General features: G+C 59.4%; 14 protein-coding genes. 6 read left to right on the top strand and 8 right to left on the bottom strand.

The features are described from left to right. The first annotated feature begins 169 nt into the window (after nucleotides 1-169). A complete protein-coding gene (locus tag ACWHXD_RS14945; RefSeq protein WP_138762754.1) occupies nucleotides 170-4,009 on the top strand; it encodes a hypothetical protein in 3,840 nt (1,279 codons plus the stop codon). 56 nt (nucleotides 4,010-4,065) lie between these two features. Here the strand turns inward: ACWHXD_RS14945 and ACWHXD_RS14940 are convergent, their stop codons facing one another. The 4 genes from ACWHXD_RS14940 to ACWHXD_RS14925 all read right to left on the bottom strand — a co-directional run bounded on the left by ACWHXD_RS14940 (nucleotide 4,066) and on the right by ACWHXD_RS14925 (nucleotide 9,466). After that, entirely contained in the window at nucleotides 4,066-5,736 is a 1,671-nt protein-coding gene (locus ACWHXD_RS14940) for an ATP-binding protein (RefSeq protein WP_138762753.1), read from the bottom strand. Then, nucleotides 5,736-7,235, bottom strand: a complete 1,500-nt coding sequence (locus ACWHXD_RS14935; protein ID WP_032897276.1) for an ATPase domain-containing protein — start codon at nucleotides 7,233-7,235, stop codon at nucleotides 5,736-5,738. The genes ACWHXD_RS14940 and ACWHXD_RS14935 overlap by 1 nt, the downstream gene beginning before the upstream one ends. 206 nt (nucleotides 7,236-7,441) lie before the next feature. Then, a complete protein-coding gene (locus ACWHXD_RS14930) occupies nucleotides 7,442-8,500 on the bottom strand; it encodes a tetratricopeptide repeat protein (protein ID WP_098951460.1) in 1,059 nt (352 codons plus the stop codon). A 72-nt stretch (nucleotides 8,501-8,572) separates the two neighbouring features. After that, on the bottom strand, nucleotides 8,573-9,466 hold the full coding sequence (locus tag ACWHXD_RS14925; RefSeq protein WP_098951462.1) for a bestrophin family protein: 894 nt from the start codon (nucleotides 9,464-9,466) through the stop codon (nucleotides 8,573-8,575). 336 nt (nucleotides 9,467-9,802) lie between these two features. Between ACWHXD_RS14925 and ACWHXD_RS14920 the strand changes: the two genes are divergently transcribed. Genes ACWHXD_RS14920 through ACWHXD_RS14900 form a run of 5 tightly spaced genes read left to right on the top strand, consistent with a single transcriptional unit; the run spans nucleotide 9,803 to nucleotide 15,360 of the window. Further along, on the top strand, nucleotides 9,803-11,452 hold the full coding sequence (locus tag ACWHXD_RS14920) for an AMP-binding protein (protein ID WP_138762752.1): 1,650 nt from the start codon (nucleotides 9,803-9,805) through the stop codon (nucleotides 11,450-11,452). Nucleotides 11,453-11,473: 21 nt separating this feature from the next. After that, a complete protein-coding gene (locus tag ACWHXD_RS14915) occupies nucleotides 11,474-12,241 on the top strand; it encodes an SDR family NAD(P)-dependent oxidoreductase (protein ID WP_138762751.1) in 768 nt (255 codons plus the stop codon). 12 nt (nucleotides 12,242-12,253) lie between these two features. Further along, on the top strand, nucleotides 12,254-13,438 hold the full coding sequence (locus ACWHXD_RS14910; protein WP_047710882.1) for an acetyl-CoA C-acyltransferase: 1,185 nt from the start codon (nucleotides 12,254-12,256) through the stop codon (nucleotides 13,436-13,438). A 9-nt stretch (nucleotides 13,439-13,447) separates the two neighbouring features. Beyond that, the gene (locus ACWHXD_RS14905) at nucleotides 13,448-14,575 is read left to right on the top strand and encodes an acyl-CoA dehydrogenase (protein ID WP_034135008.1); all 1,128 of its coding nucleotides are present in this window, start codon (nucleotides 13,448-13,450) and stop codon (nucleotides 14,573-14,575) included. An 11-nt stretch (nucleotides 14,576-14,586) separates the two neighbouring features. Then, the gene (locus ACWHXD_RS14900; protein ID WP_138762750.1) at nucleotides 14,587-15,360 is read left to right on the top strand and encodes an enoyl-CoA hydratase; all 774 of its coding nucleotides are present in this window, start codon (nucleotides 14,587-14,589) and stop codon (nucleotides 15,358-15,360) included. 614 nt (nucleotides 15,361-15,974) lie between these two features. Here the strand turns inward: ACWHXD_RS14900 and ACWHXD_RS14895 are convergent. The 4 genes from ACWHXD_RS14895 to ACWHXD_RS14880 all read right to left on the bottom strand — a co-directional run bounded on the left by ACWHXD_RS14895 (nucleotide 15,975) and on the right by ACWHXD_RS14880 (nucleotide 19,428). After that, the gene (locus ACWHXD_RS14895; protein ID WP_138762748.1) at nucleotides 15,975-17,126 is read right to left on the bottom strand and encodes an acyl-CoA dehydrogenase family protein; all 1,152 of its coding nucleotides are present in this window, start codon (nucleotides 17,124-17,126) and stop codon (nucleotides 15,975-15,977) included. Nucleotides 17,127-17,129: 3 nt separating this feature from the next. Beyond that, a complete protein-coding gene (locus ACWHXD_RS14890; RefSeq protein ID WP_138762747.1) occupies nucleotides 17,130-18,233 on the bottom strand; it encodes an enoyl-CoA hydratase/isomerase family protein in 1,104 nt (367 codons plus the stop codon). 130 nt (nucleotides 18,234-18,363) lie between these two features. Further along, entirely contained in the window at nucleotides 18,364-19,074 is a 711-nt protein-coding gene (locus ACWHXD_RS14885; RefSeq protein ID WP_003191232.1) for an HPP family protein, read from the bottom strand. 165 nt (nucleotides 19,075-19,239) lie between these two features. Beyond that, a complete protein-coding gene (locus tag ACWHXD_RS14880; protein ID WP_262381714.1) occupies nucleotides 19,240-19,428 on the bottom strand; it encodes a type VI secretion system contractile sheath small subunit in 189 nt (62 codons plus the stop codon). Between the last annotated feature and the right edge of the window lie 221 nt (nucleotides 19,429-19,649).

Raw genomic sequence — 19,649 nt, 5'->3', positions numbered from 1 at the left:
GAAAGTATATTTCAGCCAGTTATGAATGCCTTTTGCCAAGGCGGTGTCGAAATATCGTTGCTTTATATGTTCTAGCTGGAACCTTCTGACAGATTCAGCCCATTAATCTCGTCGGTGTTGAGCCACATTCATCACCGACGAGATTAATTGACTTTCAGAAGGTTGACCCATGAGCCTCTCCAATATTTCCTCAAGCAACCGCCTGTCTGATCCGGTGACGAACTCGCGGCCGCTTTCTATCGAGGCGCCCATACAACAAGCCCAAGCCAGCGGAGCAACTGGCGATAAGCGGCTGTTGGAGCTTTATGCGAGTGCTATACGCCAAGCAACGCAGACAAATACGGGCGATGAAACAATTGACGATATTCCTAATGACTCGCGGTTTGGCGCGTGGTGGCAGCAACTGTACAACGTTACACATAGTCCGGCGTTCTTGGAATGGGCGAAATCGAAGAATATCGATACCTCACAAGCCATCACCGTCAACCCTCACAGTGACGTACTGACCGTTACGATCAATGGCGAACGTACTGAATTGCGCGGTTCGGAACAAGGCCCCGGCTGGCGGGAGGCTACGGGGCCGATCATGGTGGCCGTGAAAGCGTTGGGGGCTTCCATCGTCGACGCGCCAACTCGCCCACAGCAGGCGCCGTTGATTCTGATTGCTCGTTTTTACGGTGAGGTACTGCTGCCTTACAGAAAAGAAGAAGTGCTCTCCCGGGCCACGCAGCTTGAACATAACCAGGAATTCGATGTGTTGGGCGCTGATACTTATGTTGATCTTGGCGCTCAATCGCCCGAGATACTGGAACAGCAAAAGCGCGAGCTAGGCGATAGCGTCAACAAATTCGCGCTGCTTGAGAAATTGAAGAAATTTAGCCAGGCCCATCCTGAATTCCTTGCCAGGTATCTGGCCGATGCACGGGTCTCGACCCACCCAGACTCAACCTACCAACAAGAAACGCAACAAACCGACGCCAGTCTGCAAGACCTGCTTCATGCAAATGGCTGGCACGTGCCAAACAATGTGGACGAACTGAAAAATCTGATCCATGTTCTGGGCTCCCCTGCATTGCCTCAAACAACCGACGGAAACTTTGCCGGTGCATTGGCATGGCCCATGCCAATGTCCATCGAGGACCAGTCTGAACTTGTGCGCATAGTCATTGACAACCAGCCGCCATTGCCTGGTTTGAGCAGCGACGCTCGGCTTGGCAGTGCTGATGTGTTGGGGGCATTGGTAAAACAGGTCCCCCGGCCCGTACTCAATCAAGGGGATCCAGTCGCCACCGTACAATGGATCCTCAATAGCGGTCTGGGCCAAGAATTAGGCATAGAGCTGAAAAAGCGAATGGGGCAGGTGGCGCAACACTCCACACCACGGGAAGTATTGTTGACGGTGTTGGCTGTGACACTGGACTCACAAAGTCTGGTTGAGGCAAAACCCGATCACATTGCCGGGTTTAATCTCACCGCGCCTGAGTTCAATAACCAGCCCTTGTCCGTCATCAAACAAGGGCTGATCGATCATCTGTTGCAGACAAACAAAACCACACCAGAGGCCGCTCCAATCGCGGCAATGCTTCTACTGAGTCGTGCCGCTCCAGAGCTATGTGTCAAAGATATTCCCGCCGACGTGACCTACCTCTCAGCTAACTGGCTCAATCTCAAGGCTGCGGTAGGCCGGATTGAAGCAACCAGCCCGGGTGCCGCTATACGAATGAGCTTTAGCGAAATTGTTAATTTCGATGCTATTGACCCTATTACAGACCATGAACAAGAGATTCAAACGCTGACGGCCTGGCCTGGGATCCGCGAATGGGGCAAAGCGCATGGCAAGCTCTCGATAACAAAGGAGCCTACCGCTGAACAGCTGGAAGAAACCCAGAAGGCATTCCGTCAGGAGCAACAGCAGATATTGAGCGCCGCTGACGTATTGACGTCCTCACCCCCGACGCAGCGCTCTATAGCACTGGCCGAGCTCAAGGCGCACTTAGGTGAGGGCATACCGTTTGAAGAAAAAAGTATCCGCAGTCATGTTACTCAAACAGATGGCTATAGACTAACCCCATCCCTCACATTAGATCCGGAAGGTAGTTATTCACTGCTGGACCTTTTTTTGGCAAAAAAAGCAGGGTTGACGGTGGGGTGGCACTCTACCAACCCCAAGATTACTGAAACGGTCATCAACCAACTTTTAACGATGCCAGATCCAATAACAAAACACAGCCAAGCGTTCGATCAGTACGCGGAAGATTTGTCGCAGGCCTGGAGTACCGTGACCAAAAAGCTTATTTCCAACTTACCCTTGGAAGATCGGAAAAACATCGAATGGGGCGATTTGGAAATCTATGAAAAAGGTCAGACAACGCGTACGGAAACACTCGCAGGCCGTGCGGGCACTCTACACCATTCCGACGGTTTTTCGCGGCATCAGGAAGACAGGTCACTGATTATTAAAACCGTTCGTAACGGTGTCGAAACTTACTATGAGTTTGATCCTCAGCGCAAAGAGCTACGAAAACGAGACGATTGGAAGAACTCCTTCCATGAGGGGCCTCAAGGTCCGGAGACGGAAATCCAGTACGGCGGCCTTGGAAAAAAATTTACCGTTGATGCCATTCAAAAACATCCGGCCTCTAATGACGCCGCCCATGTGCGGGGCGTCCCAGATAACGAAGATTTCCTACCGGATTCATTTTCCAGTGACCGAAGTAATTTTTTGGGTATGTTGCTCTCTAAAAACATTATAGGATCCTACGCCATGGAGGATGTGAAGGCCTCCACTCGCGAAGTAACAACGTTTGATCAAGAAAAAGAAAAACAGGAGTTTTTTCGTAACCTGGTACTGGGTTTAATACCCGGAGGGTCTGCCTTGTGGAATTTGGCACACGGCAATTACAAAGATGCAGCTGCGGATATCATTTTTGATATCGTGCTATACGCTACCACCGCAGGGCTAGGAAAGGCGGGTAGTGGAGCAGCTCGCACGGGGTCAAGCCGCTTCGGAAAGTACCTGGCCGCTGGAAAATCGACAGCCGGCGTGGGTAACTTGTTTCGGTCGACGACGAACGGAGGGGGGGAACTGCTATCCAAAAGCCGTCAGTGGTTTGGCAGGTTGACAGGGTCCTCCGACAGTGTCGATTTACTTAAGCTCTCCAATAGACACGATATTGCAATAGGCACCTATAAACCGGTCAACGGTGCGCCGGTATCGAACGTCGCAGCGAAGTTCGATGAGGCGACTGGTAGATGGTTACCTTATGATGTAACCAAGAACAAAGTCTATGGCAACCCCCTGGAAAACTTTACACCTGAAACCGCCAGGTATTTTGAGGACAGCTTGGGCACTGCAGACGATGTCGCAGATGGCGTCGGCGAAGTGGTACGCCGCAGAAAAAAAACCAATCACCTGGAAAAAAGCCTGGCCAGTGATAACGCATTACACTTGGGGCGCGAAATCAAGGATTTTAAGGTGCTCGGCGATGGTATTTTTTGCTATGTGGATAAATATAAAGGCGTGGAGAGATTTAATATCTGTGCCCATGGGGTCAATCCGAATTTTAAACAACTTCTCACTAATGAGCCAATGAGTATGTTTTTCAATGGTAAGAAGAACACGCCCGCTGACCTGCTGGAGCATCTTCGCGCTTCGGGCATTAGTCCTGAAAAGTTCAACAATGTACGCTTGTTGATGTGTCACTCAGCCAATGGGTCTGCCAATTCTTTTGGGAGCCAATTTGGGAAATTAATAAAGCGTGATGTCAAGGCGTTTCAAGGGCCTGTTCGTGCGTACGTCGTGCCTGAAGACGTTGGTACTTTAAAAGAAAATATAAATCTGACCAGTCCCGGGGCTTCAGCCGCTGATATTAACCAGAGGATCTACAATCAGCTTCAGCTGAATTTGTCCCTTGGTACAAGTAAAACCGGCCCTAAAGGAATTAGCGGCTCTCGGTCTGGAAAGGAAATACCCTTTTATTATCGCCCAGTAAAGTTTAAGGCAAGCTAAAACATGATCAGCCCCTTCGTCACAGCGAGAGGGCTGTCAGTTCTGATAAAGGCTCATTACTCCCGAATCATCTCCCGTACTGTGGCCGTTAATAAATCAAACGTAAATGGCTTGGTGATCAACTGCATGCCAGGGTCCAGGAACCCTCCACGTACGGCCGCATGCTCGGCATACCCTGTAATGAACAACACCTTGAGTTCAGGGCGAATTTGCCGGCCGATTTCCGCCAGTTGCCGGCCATTCATACCAGGTAACCCGACATCGCTGATCATCAGGTCAATGCGCTGCTCGGATTCAATGATCGGCACTGCCGTATTCGCGTCCCCAGCCTCGATAAACCCATAACCCAGCTCTTTGAGCACGGCGCTGACCAATACTCGTACAGCGGGGTCATCCTCGACGATCAACACCGTTTCCCCTGCGTTGGCAAACGGCAGCAATGTCGGATTGAGCGGCTCCTGAGCTTGGGGCTCGCCGATAAAACGCGGCAGGAACAAGCTGACCGTCGTGCCTTTGTTGACTTCGCTGTGGATGGTCACATGCCCGCGAGACTGGCGAGCGAAGCCGTAGATCATCGACAGCCCCAGCCCTGTGCCCTGGCCGATGGGCTTGGTGGTGAAAAACGGATCGAACACGCGGCCCATCAGGTGTTGCGGTATGCCGCAACCGTTGTCGCTGACACTCAGCTCTACGTAATCGCCCGGTGTCAGGGTGCCGTAGGCGGCGGTGAAGACGCTGTCGAGGTGGCGGTTGGTGGTTTCCACCCTGAGCGTGCCACCGGTGGGCATGGCGTCGCGCGCGTTGATCACCAGGTTGAGCAGGGCGCTTTCGAGCTGGTTCGGGTCGGCTTCGGCCGTCCACAAGGCGTCGCTCAAGCGCATGTCCAGGCTGATGCTTTCGTTGATGCTGCGTTGCAACAATTCGCCCATGGCCGCGACCAACTGGTTGATCTGCACGGGTTTGGAGTCCAGCGATTGTCGACGGGAGAACGCCAACAGTCGGTGGGTAAGGCTGGCCGCGCGGTTGGCGGAGGTCACGCCCAGGTCGATCAGGCCGTCCAGGTCATCCAGTTTGCCTCGCGCCACACGTCGGCGCAGCAGTTCCAGGCTCCCGATAATGCCGGTAAGCATGTTGTTGAAGTCATGGGCGATACCGCCGGTCAACTGGCCAACGGCTTCCATTTTCTGCGACTGGCGCAGGGCTTCTTCGTTGTGGCGCAGTTGGGCGGTGCGTTCTTCCACTTGCTGCTCGAGGGTTTCCAGGGTGCGCTGCAGCCGCAGCTCGCTCTCGCTCAAGTCAATCAAGCGGTCCCGCGCCTCGTATTGGCGCCGGCGACCGCGCAGGGCGGCGCTGACCAGGCTGATCAGGGTGATGGGATGGAATGGCCGCTCCAGAAACGTGACGTTACCCAGCAAGCCGCTCAGCCGGGTCGAGCCGTTCTGCTCTTTGCCGCCATGCTGGGTCATCAGCACGATCGGCAGGTCGGACCAGGCCGGCTGCTGATGCAACAGCTCAAGTAACGGCTCAAGGTCGACGCCACGCAGCGCCTCAGCCGCAATGATGAGCAGGCCGGCGCCTTGGGTCAGCTCTTCGCACAGGGCGGCCAGGCTATTGGCGACGATCCCGCTGTAGCCGGCTTCGTTTAGCATCATCAGCGCCAATGACCCATCGCGGCCCATGGGCGCCAGCACGATGGCGCGCTCGGAGACAGGAGAAAGGGCCGGCACTAGCCCTCATCCTTGAGCAGGGGGGAGCCGGCGCCCATATAGGTCGGAATGCCGCGCAGCACACCCTGGAAGTTATCCAGGGGCACACCCACCGTCATGCCGCGGCTGCCGATGCGGTATTCGCGGATAGTCGACTCATGGGAGCCGGTTCTTTTCTTGATGATCGAAATGGCCCGGCGAACTTTGCCCAGCGCCTCGAAATAACGCAGGAGGATCACGGTGTCAGCCAGGTAGGTGATGTCGACTGGCGTCTGCATGTCGCCGACCAGGCCGTGCTGGGCCACCGTCATGAAGGTCGCGGCACCACGGCGGTTGAGGTACAGCAGCAGCTCATGCATATGCAGGATCAGCGCGTTCTCTTCGGGCATGGCCGCCTGGTAACCGTTGATACTGTCGATGACCACCGTCTTGATACCGCGCTCATCCACGCAGCGGCGCACCCGGTGCGAAAATTCGCCAGGGGAGAGTTCGGCGGCGTCGACCTGCTCAATCAGCAGATTGCCGGTGTCTCGCAAAGCCGCGAGGTCGATGCCCATGTTCTTCATACGCTCGAACAGCAGGCCCAGCTCTTCATCGAAGATAAACAGCGCAGCCTTTTCGCCACGGGCCACGGCAGCAGCGGCGAAGATCATCGAGATCAGCGACTTGCCGGTACCGGCCGGGCCGAGAATCAGGCTGCTGGAGCCGGTCTCGATTCCCCCGCCGAGCAGAGAATCCAATTCCTCGATCCCGCTGCTCAAGGTTTGACGGTTGTAACCGCCGCGATGCTCGGCCGCTACCAGGCGCGGGAATACGTGAATGCCGTCGCCCATGATGGTGAAGTCGTGAAAGCCGCCACGGTATTTCTGGCCCCGGTATTTCACCACCCGGATGCGACGACGCTCGGCACCGTAGTTGGGCGTCAGTTCCTCCAGGCGAATCACCCCGTGGGCCACGCTGTGCACGGTCTTATCCAGGGATTCGGTGGTCAGGTCATCCAGCAGTAATACGGTAGCGTCATAGCGCACGAAATAGTGCTTGATCGCCAGGATCTGCCGGCGATAGCGCAACGAGCTTTGCGCCAACAGGCGGATCTCAGACAGGCTGTCGACCACCACGCGGGTCGGCTTGACCCGCTCTACCACTTCAAAGATCTGGCGGGTGGCTTCGCCCAGCTCCAGGTCGGAGGAGTACAGCAGGCTTTGCTGGTGTTCGGCGTTGAGCAGGCTTTCGGGTGGGGTCAGTTCGAAGATATGAATATGGTCATCGAGGTCCCAGCCATGGGATTTAGCGCCCTGGCGCAATTCGTGCTCGGTTTCGGACAGGGTGATATACAAGCAACGTTCGCCGTTCTGCGCGCCGGCCTGCAGGAAGTGCAGGGCCACGGTGGTTTTACCGGTGCCGGGTTCGCCCTCAAGCAAAAACACGTGGCTACGCGATAGCCCGCCGGCAAGAATGTCATCAAGACCTTCGATGCCGGTGGCCGCCTTTTCACTCAACAGCTGATTGGATGTACTCAAGAAGTGCCCTCAGGTCACGTACAAGTAGAGGTGCACGCCCGCTAGGACGCGCCATATTCACTTGACCGTAGTGGCACGTAGCGGTTCAACGTTTTGGATGAATTGTACGAAGGGAGGAGCGAGCTTGCTCGCGAAGAGCCGGAGGGCGCCGCTGTGAACCAGGCAGCCCGCGTTATCGTTAACGATCTTCGCGAGCAAGCTCGCTCCTACAGGCCCTGCTGTAGCGCCGGATCATCGGGGTTTTGTTGCTCCAGTTGGGCGAGCAGCACCTGGACGTTCTGCAACTGCCCGGTCTCTTTCCAGTAATTGACCAGCAACACACGGGCTTTGCGGTTGGCGGGATCACGCTGGACGATTTCTTCCAACTGGCGCTGGGCCGCCTCTACTTCGTCCTGGGCGTGCAGGGTGGTGGCCAGGTCGTAGCGATAATCCGGATTGTCCGGTTCAAGCTCCACCGCCTTGGACAGGCCGAGCAGGGCGTAGGGGCGCTCGCCATGGTGCAGCAGCCACATGCCCAAGGCATGTTGCAGGTAGGCCGATTCCGGATGCGCCGCCAGTTGCCGGGCCAACAGTTGGCGCGAGTCGTCGGTCTTGCCTTGTTTATCCAGCAGTTCGATTTGCGATACCACCGCTTGCAGGTTGTCCGGCTGTAAACGCATTGCCTGCTCCAGGGCGTTTTGCGCCTCCGGCAGCAGGGCACTGTGGATGTACAGGCGCGCCAATTGAATCCATCCTTCGGCGGTTTCGGGTTGGGCCTTGAGGGTTTTCACGAATTCGTCGAGCACCTGCTGCAGCGGGCCAAAGTACAGGCCCAGGGTGTCGGGCGACAGGCCGAGCAAGGCATTGGCGGCGGCAAAGCGCACCGGTTGTTCGGGGTCGTCCAGCACCGGGCCGAGCAGCAGGGTGCGTTGGCCGGTGGGCACCAGGCCGACGATGCTGTGAATCGCGGCTTCGCGCACCAGCGCCGATTCATTGGCCAGGTCTTTATCGGCCAGCTTAAGCGCCTGGGGGCTGGGGTAATTGGGCAATTCAGCATGCAAGGCGGCGCGGCGTTCGGGCGACAGGTCCGGCCGGCCCAACTGTTGGTACAACACACGTGCGGCGCCGGGCTCGCCGTTATGCGCTTGCTTCAAGGCCTTGGAATAGCCATGGGCGATGGCTGGGGGTACGGCCACTGTCGGGGTGCGGGAGAAAAACCAGATGATCAGTACGATCAGCAACAGGGCGCACAGGCCGATGATGGAGTAACGGCGTGACTTTGACATGCAGGCGTCCGAAAGCTTGGGCAGCTAAAAGTGGACAGCTTCGGTCAGCGCACGGCGAGTGTCAAACTTGCGTCAGGTCAGCACGTAGTCCGCTGGTTCCAACGCAGGCGGCAGGTTGACTTCACCCAGGGCTGCGAGAATCTCACGCTCCAATGTCCGCAGGATGGCGTCACACGGCAAGTCGTTTTCGTCGAAGCCAAAAGGGTCCTCCAATTCGTCGCCAATAGCATCCAGGCCAAAGAAGGTGTAGCTGACGATCGCAGTGAACACCGGCGTCAACCAGCCCAGTGGCTCGGCCATGGCGAACGGCAGCAGGATGCAGAACAGGTAGATGGTGCGGTGCAACAGCAGGGTGTAGGGGAAGGGCAGTGGCGTGGTCTTGATCCGCTCACACGCCGCCTGCACCTGGCTCAGGCTGACCAACCGGCTTTCCAGCTGGGTGTAGCGCCATTCGCTGATCACACCCTGTTGGGCCAGGACCGAAAAGCGGGCACCGACCGTTTGCAGCACGCTGTCCGACAGGTTGGGGTGGCTGGCTGGCACGGTGATCCAAGGGTGTATCGCCCGGGCTTGATCTTCATGACGCAAATGCGCGACCAAACCATGCGCAAAACCGCATAGGCCGCGCAGCAGGCCAGCACGCTCGGCGGTGTCCCCCAGCACCTGGGTCTCGCGAATCAGCGAACGCACGTCAATGACCATTTGCCCCAGTTGCTTGCGGCCCTCCCACCAACGGTCGTAACAGGCGTTGTTACGAAAACTCATGAAGATCGACAGCGACAAGCCCAGCAAGGTGAAGGGCGTAGCGTTGACCTTGGAAAAATAGGCGGGGTGCAGGGTTTCCACCAGCACGATGACCGAGGCCAACAGCGTGACCAGCAGACTGCGCCAGGCAATGCGCTTGGCAATGGAGCCTTTGAGGGAGAACAGGATACCCAGTACGTTGGGTTTGGGGCGAACGATCATGGCGGGCTTCTGTGGCGGCGCAGATCATCAGGGTAGAAGCTGGCACCCGGAGCGTCCAATCACTTGGATCGACCGTCTGATCAGTCGACTCAATGACTCTTTGTAGGAGCGAGCTTGCTCGCGAAAAACGGCAACGATAACGCGCGCATTCTGATTAAACGCGGCGCCTGTGAGTTTTTCGCGAGCAAGCTCGCTCCTACAGATAGCCATGGCCAAACCAGTCAGCCAAGTTGAAAGCTTTGACCATTGCCGCTGCGCCGCTCTGGAGCGACTATTTCAGCGGTTTTATCGAGTTGAAAATGTCCTGAAAATAAAAACACAGAAGGATAGAAAGCGATGCGTGAGTATTTGGCTGCCACCACCGAGTTTGATTACCAGCACACCGTCGACGCCGCACTGGCCGGCAATCTGCAAGCGCTCAATGCCTGTGTGGAGTGTTGTGACCGTCACGCACTGCCGGGGCGTATCGCGTTGTTCTGGGAAGGCAAGGACGGGCGTAGCGCCACCTCGACCTTTACCGAACTGCAGGAGCAGGCCGCGCGTTTTGCCAACTTCCTGCTGGCCCAGGGCGTCAAGCGCGGTGACAAGGTGGCGGGCCTGTTACCGCGTACCGCCGAATTGCTGGTGGTGGTGTTGGCGACCTGGCGCATCGGCGCGGTCTATCAGCCACTGTTTACCGCATTCGGGCCCAAGGCGATTGAACATCGCTTGAACAGTTCCGGTGCAGCGCTGGTAGTCACCGATGCAGTGAACCGCGCAAAGCTGGCTGAAGTCGCCGACTGCCCGACCATCGTCACGGTGGCCGGAGCCAAGGGCGAAGGCATCGTGCGTGGCGATTACAGCTTCTGGGCCGAACTGCCCAATTACTCTTCTTACTGCGAGCCGGTGCTACTGGGCGCAGAGGAGCCGTTCCTGCTGATGTTCACCTCGGGCACCACCGGCCCGTCCAAGGCGCTGTCGGTGCCGCTCAAGGCCATCGTCGCGTTCCAGGGCTACATGCGCGACGCCGTGGACTTGCGCCCTGAGGACGCGTTCTGGAACGTCGCAGACCCTGGCTGGGCCTATGGCATCTATTTCGGCGTGACCGGGCCGTTGTCCATGGGGCACCCGATCACCTTCTACGATGGCCCGTTCACCCTGGAAAGCACCTGCCGGGTGATCAATAAATACGCAATCACCAACCTCACCGGTTCGCCCACGGCGTATCGCCTGCTGATTGCCGGTGGCGAACAGTTCGCGCGTTCGATCAAGGGCAAGCTGCGCATCGTCAGCAGCGCCGGCGAGCCGTTGAACCCGGAGGTGATTCGCTGGTTCGCCGACAACCTGGGCGTGACCATCCACGACCATTACGGCCAGACCGAACTGGGTATGGTGCTGTGCAACCACCACGGCCTGGCGCATCCGGTGCACGTGGGTTCGGCGGGTTTTGCCTCGCCAGGGCATCGCATCGTGGTGCTGGATGACGACCATCAAGAGCTGCCGGCCGGCCAGCCCGGCATCCTGGCCATCGACCGCGAGCAATCGCCGATGTGCTGGTTCGCCGGATACGACGGCGTGAAAACCAAGGCGTTCGTCGGCAAGTACTACCTCAGCGGCGACACCGTGGAGCTGAACCCGGACGGCAGCATCAGCTTCGTGGGGCGCAGCGACGACGTGATCACTACATCCGGCTATCGCGTGGGCCCCTTCGACGTGGAAAGTGCGTTGGTCGAACACCCTGCGGTGGTCGAGGCTGCGGTGGTCGGCAAGCCTTGCCCGGAGCGCACCGAGCTGGTCAAAGCCTTTGTGGTGATCAGCGAGCAATACCGCGCCACCCCCGAGTTGGCCGAAGAGCTGCGCCTGCATGTGCGCCAGCGCCTGGCCGCCCATGCGTACCCACGGGAAATCGAATTTGTCAGCGACTTGCCCAAGACCCCGAGCGGCAAGCTGCAACGCTTTATTTTGCGCAATCAGGAAATAGCCAAGGCCCAGGCGGCCGTGGCTTGATCTCTTTAAAAGGAAACAACGATGCAGATTGAAAACAAGGTATTCCTGGTCAGCGGCGGCGCGTCGGGCCTCGGCGCGGCCACCGCTGAAATGCTGATTGCCGCGGGTGCCAAGGTGATGCTGGTGGACTTGAACGCCGACGCTGTGGCCGCCAAGGCCCAGCAACTGGGCGACAACGCCCGCAGTGCCGTGGCGGACATCAGCCAGGAAGCCGCTGCAGAAGCAGCGGTGAAGGCAGCGGTAGACGCATTTGGTGGCTTGCATGGCCTGGTCAACTGCGCGGGTGTGGTGCGTGGCGAGAAGATCCTCGGAAAGAATGGCCCGCATGGCCTGGCAAACTTTGCCCAGGTGATCAACGTCAACCTGATCGGCAGCTTCAACCTGCTGCGCCTGGCCGCTGCGGCGATCGCTGAAACCGAGGCGAATGCCGACGGCGAACGCGGCGTGATCATCAATACCGCCTCGGTGGCGGCCTTCGATGGGCAGATTGGCCAGGCTGCGTATGCCGCCTCCAAGGGCGCGATTGCCAGCCTCACCTTGCCTGCCGCACGGGAACTGGCGCGCTTTGGTATCCGTGTGATGACCATCGCGCCGGGCATTTTCGAAACCCCGATGATGGCCGGCATGACCCCCGAGGTGCGTGAGTCCCTGGCGGCCGGCGTGCCGTTCCCGCCACGCCTGGGCAAACCCGCCGAATATGCCGCGCTGGTACGCCACATCATTGAAAACAGCATGCTCAATGGCGAGGTGATCCGTCTCGACGGTGCCTTGCGCATGGCGGCCAAATAAGGAGCAATGGCTATGAACGACCCTATTGTGATTGTCAGCGCCGTGCGCACGCCCATGGGCGGGTTTCAGGGCGACCTTAAAAGCCTGACCGCGCCGCAGCTGGGCGCTGCCGCCATTCGTGCGGCGGTCGAGCGTGCCGGTATCGCCACCGATGCCGTCGACGAAGTCCTGTTTGGCTGCGTGCTGCCTGCCGGGCTTGGGCAGGCACCTGCCCGCCAGGCCGCCCTGGGCGCCGGGTTGGACAAGGGCACGCGCTGCACCACCCTCAACAAGATGTGCGGCTCCGGCATGGAAGCGACGATTCTGGCCCACGATTCGCTGCGCGCTGGCAGCGTCGATGTGGTGATCGCCGGCGGCATGGAAAGCATGTCCAATGCCCCGTACCTGTTGGACCGCGCGCGCAGCGGCTACCGCATGGGCCACGGCAAGGTGCTTGACCATATGTTCCTCGACGGCCTCGAAGATGCCTACGACAAGGGGCGCCTGATGGGCACCTTTGCCGAGGACTGCGCCGAGCACAACGGTTTTACCCGTGAAGCCCAGGACGCGTTCGCCATCGCCTCCCTGACCCGCGCGCAGGAGGCCATCACCCACGGCAGCTTTGCCAGCGAAATCGTCCCGGTGCAGGTCACCGTGGGCAAGGAGCAAAAAACCATCCTCCATGATGAACAACCGCCGAAAGCCAAGCTGGACAAGATCGCCAGCCTGAAACCGGCGTTCCGTGACGGCGGTACAGTGACAGCAGCCAACTCCAGCTCGATCTCCGATGGCGCGGCGGCGTTGTTGCTGATGCGTGAGTCCGAGGCGCTCAAGCGTGGCCTCAAGCCCTTGGCGGTGATCCATGGTCACGCCGCGTTTGCCGATGAGCCTGGGCTGTTTCCGGTGGCGCCGGTGGGGGCGATCCGTAAGCTGATGAGCAAGACCGGCTGGAGCCTCGACGAGGTGGACCTGTTCGAAATCAACGAAGCCTTCGCCGTGGTCAGCCTGGTGACCATGAGCAAGCTGGAGATTCCCCACGACAAGGTCAACGTGCATGGCGGCGCCTGCGCACTGGGCCACCCCATTGGCGCCTCTGGCGCACGTATCCTGGTGACATTGCTCGCGGCCCTGCGCCAGAAGGGGCTCAAGCGTGGCGTCGCAGCCATTTGCATTGGCGGCGGTGAAGCCACGGCGATGGCCGTTGAATGCCTGTATTGAGGATGACCTATGTTGCCCAATGACGAACAACTGCAAATCAGCGACGCCGCCCGGCAATTTGCCCAGGAACGTTTGAAACCCTTCGCCGCCGAGTGGGACCGCGAGCATCGCTTTCCCAAGGAGGCCATCGCGGAAATGGCCGAACTGGGCTTTTTCGGCATGCTGGTGCCAGAGCAGTGGGGCGGTTGCGACACCGGCTACCTGGCCTACGCCATGGCCCTGGAAGAAATCGCCGCGGGCGACGGTGCGTGCTCCACGATCATGAGCGTGCACAACTCGGTGGGTTGCGTGCCGATCCTCAAATTTGGCAATGACCAGCAGAAAGAGCAGTTCCTCACGCCCTTGGCCAGCGGCGCTATGCTGGGTGCTTTTGCGCTGACCGAACCCCAGGCCGGCTCCGATGCCAGCAGCCTGAAAACCCGGGCGCGCCTTGAAGGCGACCACTATGTACTCAACGGCTGCAAACAGTTCATCACCTCCGGGCAAAACGCCGGGATCGTGATTGTGTTTGCGGTCACCGACCCGGCTGCGGGCAAGCGCGGAATCAGCGCGTTTATCGTGCCCACCGATTCGCCGGGCTACACGGTGGCGCGGGTGGAGGACAAGCTGGGGCAACATGCCTCGGACACTTGCCAGATCCTGTTTGAAGACGTGAAAGTGCCGGTGGCCAACCGCCTGGGCGAGGAGGGCGAAGGTTATAAAATTGCCCTGGCCAACCTGGAAGGTGGCCGCGTGGGCATCGCGTCCCAGTCGGTGGGCATGGCCCGCGCCGCCTTCGAAGCGGCCCGCGACTATGCCCGTGAACGTGAAAGCTTTGGCAAGCCGCTGATCGAACACCAAGCCGTCGCCTTTCGCCTGGCCGACATGGCCACCCAGATCGCCGTCGCCCGGCAGATGGTGCATTACGCCGCTGCCCTGCGTGACAGCGGCAAACCAGCGCTGGTGGAGGCGTCCATGGCCAAGCTGTTTGCCTCGGAAATGGCCGAGAAAGTCTGCTCGGCCGCCTTGCAAACCTTGGGCGGTTACGGTTACCTGAACGACTTCCCCCTGGAGCGGATCTACCGCGATGTGCGGGTCTGCCAGATTTACGAAGGCACCAGCGATATTCAACGCATGGTCATCTCACGCAATCTTTAAGGAGCCGAGACATGAGTTACGAAACCATCCTGCTTGACGTTCAGGGCCGTGTCGGGCTGATCACACTTAACCGCCCCAGCGCACTGAACGCCTTGAATGCACAACTGGTCAGCGAGCTGAACCAGGCGCTGGACAGCCTGGAAGCCAACCCGGAAATTGGTTGCATCGTGCTGACCGGCTCGAAAAAAGCCTTCGCGGCCGGTGCCGACATCAAGGAAATGGCCGAGCTGACCTACCCGCAGATTTATATGGACGACCTGTTCAGCGACAGCGACCGTGTGGCCAACCGCCGCAAGCCGATCATTGCCGCCGTGAATGGATTCGCCCTGGGCGGCGGCTGTGAACTGGCCTTGATGTGTGACTTTATCCTTGCCGGCGACACCGCCAAGTTCGGCCAGCCGGAAATCAACCTGGGCGTGCTGCCAGGCATGGGCGGCACCCAGCGCCTGACCCGTGCGGTGGGCAAGGCCAAGGCCATGGAGATGTGCCTGACCGGGCGTTTTATCGACGCGGTAGAGGCCGAGCGCTGCGGGATTGTGGCGCGTGTTATCCCCGCCGATGAGTTGCTGGAAGAGGCGCTGAAGGTGGCTACCCTGATCGCCGGTAAATCCGTGCCGATCAGCATGATGGTCAAGGAAAGTGTGAACCGTGCGTTTGAAGTCAGCCTGTCTGAAGGCGTGCGTTTTGAGCGTCGGGTGTTTCATGCGGCGTTTGCGACCCAGGACCAGAAGGAAGGCATGGCCGCGTTTGTGGCCAAGCGGGCGCCGGAATTCAAGGATAAGTAACCTGGTGGGGGGGGGGGGCCTGCCTGCGATGGGGGCCTCCCAGCCGACACCTAGCTACCTGACACCCCAACGATCCAACTGTGGGAGCTGGCTTGCCTGCGATGGCGGCCTGCCAGCCGACACCTATCTACCTGATACCCCCGCGATCCTACTGTGGGAGCGGGCTTGCTCGCGAAGGTGGCCTGGCAGTCAACACAGTTGGACTGAGTACATATCCGTTATTTAGGTAACGGCTACTTAGGGTTCCGCCCTGACGGCGTCTTACTTTTGAAAAGCGCAAAAGTAAGCAAAACGCTCTTGCCCCACCACTCGGCACCTCGCCTAGGCTCGGTGTGCCCGAACACAGTCTTGAATCCGTGGGCCGCCGCCACGCGCCATCCATGGCGCGGGGCGGCTAACCCGGCGTCCTGCCGGGTTACCCACGAATTCAAGCCTGCGTTCGGCCAGCGTGGTTTAACGGGGCGCCTAAGATCAAAAGCCAGATCAAGATCACAAGCAGAGCAAGAGCAAGAGCGGCTCGCTTCGCATCGTGGTTAGCGTTGATCGGTACCTGATGTACCGAGGTGTCTGCATCGCAGGCAAGCCAGCTCCCACAGGGTTTTGTGTGGTGTCGGTTAGAGCTGGTAGTTCTTGAGCTCTCTTGCGATCACCAGCCGCTGTATCTCGCTGGTGCCTTCGTAAATCTGCGTGATCCGTGCATCCCGGTAGTAGCGCTCCACCGGGTAATCCTCCAAATACCCATACCCACCATGGATCTGCATTGCCTTGGAGCAGACCCGTTCGGCCATTTCCGAGGCGAACAGCTTGGCCTGGGAGGCTTCGGACAAGCAGGGTTTGCCGGCGGTGCGCAGGCGTGCGGCGTGGAGGATCAGCAGGCGCGCAGCGTTGAGTTGGGTTTGCATGTCAGCCAGCAGGTTGGCCACGCTCTGGTGTTCGATGATTGCCTTGTCGAACTGCACCCGATCACGGGCGTAGGCCAGCGCGGCTTCAAACGCGGCGCGGGCAATGCCCAGGGCCTGGGCGGCGATGCCGATGCGTCCGCCTTCCAGGTTGGAGAGGGCGATGGCCAGGCCCTTGCCGCGCTCACCCAGCAGGTTGGCTTGGGGAACCTTGCATTGGTTGAGCGTGACCGCGCAGGTGTCTGACGCACGAATGCCCATCTTGTGCTCGGTGCGGTCGACCACGAAACCTGAGGTATCAGTCGGTACCAGGAACGCCGAAATGCCTTTCTTGCCCAGTTCCGGGTCGGTCACGGCGAACACGATGGCCAGCTTGGCGCGCTTGCCATTGCTGACGAACTGCTTGGCGCCATTGATGACCCATTGCCCGTCACGCAACTCGGCACGGGTGCGCAGGTTATGGGCTTCGGAACCGGCCTGGGGTTCGGTCAGGCAGAAGCAACCGATGGCCTGGCCGCTGGCAAGTTCGGACAGCCAGGTGTTTTTCTGTTCGGTTGTGCCGTAGTTGAGGATCGGCCCGCAACCCACTGAATTATGGATACTCATCAGCGCGCCCGTCGCAGCGTCACCGGCGGAGATTTCCTCCACGGCCAGGGCGTAGGCGACGTAATCGACATAGGTGCCGCCCCATTCTTCCGGTACCACCATGCCCAGCAGGCCCAGCTCGCCCATCTTCGCCACTAGGGCGTCGTCGATCCAGCCGGCTTTCTCCCAGGCTTGGGCATGGGGCGCGATTTCGCCACGGGCAAAATCACGCGCCATGTCGCGGATCATCACTTGTTCTTCAGTGTATTCAAGATCTTGCATGGCTTATTTCCCAATCTGCACGAAGTCGCGGAAGAAGCTCTCGACATGGCTGGCATCCAGCGCATGGAGGGTGGGCGGGTTCCACTTCGGAGCCTTGTCCTTGTCGATGATCAGGGCGCGAACCCCTTCGATCAGGTCGCCGCGCTCGAACCATTGGCGATCCAGGTGCAGTTCGAGGGCAAAGCACTGTTCCAGTGGCAAGTGGCGGCCACGGCGCAGCATCTCCAGGGTCACGGCCATGGCCAGGGGCGAGCGGGTCTGCATGAGGTTGGCGGTGGTCAGCGCCCAATCATGGCTATCAGCCACGGTGACTTGTTGCAGTTGCTCGACGATGCTGGGCACGTCCGGCAACCCGAAGAAATGGTCAATGGCCGGGCGCAAGGCCGCCAACGGGGCGTCGGGCAGTTGCTGTACGGCGAGCTTGGCGAGTGCGCCTTGCAAGTCCTTGAGCGGCGAGTCGTGCCATTGCAGGCCGTCGAGTTTCTGGTCCAGCTCAACCAGCTTGGCGCTGTCGATGTACCAGTCTGCCAACCCACAATACAAGGCATCCGCCGCGCGAATCTGCACCCCGGTCACCCCAAGGTAGGTGCCCAGCTCGCCAGCAATACGCGAGAGAAAATAGCTGCCGCCCACATCCGGGAAGTACCCGATGGCCACTTCCGGCATCGCCAGGCGGCTGCGTTCGGTGACTACCCGCAGGTCTGCGCCTTGCACCAGGCCCATGCCACCGCCGAGGACGAAGCCGTCCATCAATGCCATTACGGGTTTACGGTAGTGGTGAATGGCCAAGTCGAGGGCATATTCCTCGACGAAGAAATCCTGGTGGAGGGTGTCGCCTTGCTTGAAGCTGTCGTACAGCGAACGGATGTCGCCGCCAGCGCAAAATGCTTTCTCGCCGGCGCCGCGCAGTACCACGGCGTAGACCTCGGGGTCGACGGCCCAGGCCTGCAAGTGCGCGGTTAACTGGCGGACCATGTCCAGGGTGATGGCATTCAGGCCGGCGGGACGATTGAGGGTGAGGTGGCCGATATGGTTACGCACCTGTGCCAAGACAGCGTCCTGCTGGACCTCGGCGTGGCTTGCTTGGGATGAAACCTGAGCAGTCATCTCTAACTCCCTGCTTTTATTGTCTTTATCAAGATGTTCGCGGGTGAACTCTCTTGTGATCGTACCAGTGCAAATTTGCCCCGTACAACCCGGAATCCTGCAGGTCGTTGTTGCATTTATGCAGTGCCGGTCAAACCACCCGGCTGGCCAGAACCTCGCCGATACTGCGACGCCGGGCATGGCCCTCGGCGGCGTGGATCAGTTGCTCCAGCTCTGTCGGTTCGACGTCGTAGAACTGCTCCATCTCGGCCAGCGCCAGCTTGAGGTCGGCTGCCGTGATGCTCGGCTCGCTGACGGCGGTGGCAGTGCCCAGGATAACCGGTGCAGGCTCGGCAAGCCCCTTGGGGTAACGCGTGCGCGTGGCGTTGTTATAGGCCAGCGCACAGGCGAGCAGGGCGCCAGCGCCGAGCATCACCGGCGCCAGTTCGTACCAGCCAAGGGCGACAGATGCCGGATCGGCCAGCACCAGGGTCATGGCCAAGCCGCCGGCCGGCGGGTGCAGGCAGCGTAGCCAGCAGATGAGGACCACTGTCATACCCGCCGCCAGGCACGCGCTGCCCAAGGTGCGCCCCAGGACGCGGGCGACCAGCAGCGCCACCACGCCTGCGCACAGGTAACTGCCGATGATCGACCAGGGTTGGGCCAGCGCGCCCGATGACACGGCAAACAACAGCACCGCCGAGGCACCCAGAGGGCCGAGCAGGTGCAGGGCCACCTCCATGCCGAATACTTGGGCACAAGCCCAGACACTCAATAGCGTGCCCAGGGCCATGCCGATGGCTGCACGGCTCCATTCGGCGGGACGGGTGTTGATTGCAGCGGGTAACCAGCGAGCGAGCATTGAAAGACGGTCCATAAACAGCGGGCGAAAAAAAAGGCCTGCCTGGTTTCCCGGAACAGCCCTTTGAAGGTTCCAACATTGGGGGAAGGAACCTGTGCAGTGTGCCGCGCTTGATCCAGGGGCGCTACTGCATATTAATGAAGGTTAAATGCAAAACAAATGCAGTTAAAAGGCGTCGCCGTAGGTGATCGGCCCGGTGGCTGTGGCCGTCGTTGGGTTGATCTTGCCCAGCACGCGACTGTGGGTTTCTTCATTGAACAGGCGCTCTTGCAGGTCTTCGCGCAGCCTGGGATCGTCGGCCAGCGGCCCCTTCAACGCCACCAGTGCGTCACGCAACGCCATCAAACGATCCAGCCTGGGTAAAGGTACGGTTAACAGGTCATCTCGCACGGCATTGTCCTCTCAATGAAGTAAGCCATCGCGCGCGGGCAGCCTACAACGTCCTTGTTGTTGTGAAGTGCCCTGACCCAAGCGCTACAGGTTGGTCCTGACGGTCGGGTGGTAGATAGTGAGTGCACGTGGCAGCGAGTCTACAGTTGGGCTCCGAGCACCGGAAGGGAAAGTGCACCAGCCAT

It is taken from the genome of Pseudomonas fjordensis (genome assembly GCF_976987115.1).
The sequence above is the reverse complement of the archived record's forward strand: the minus strand, read 5'-3'. Positions and strand labels throughout refer to the sequence as shown.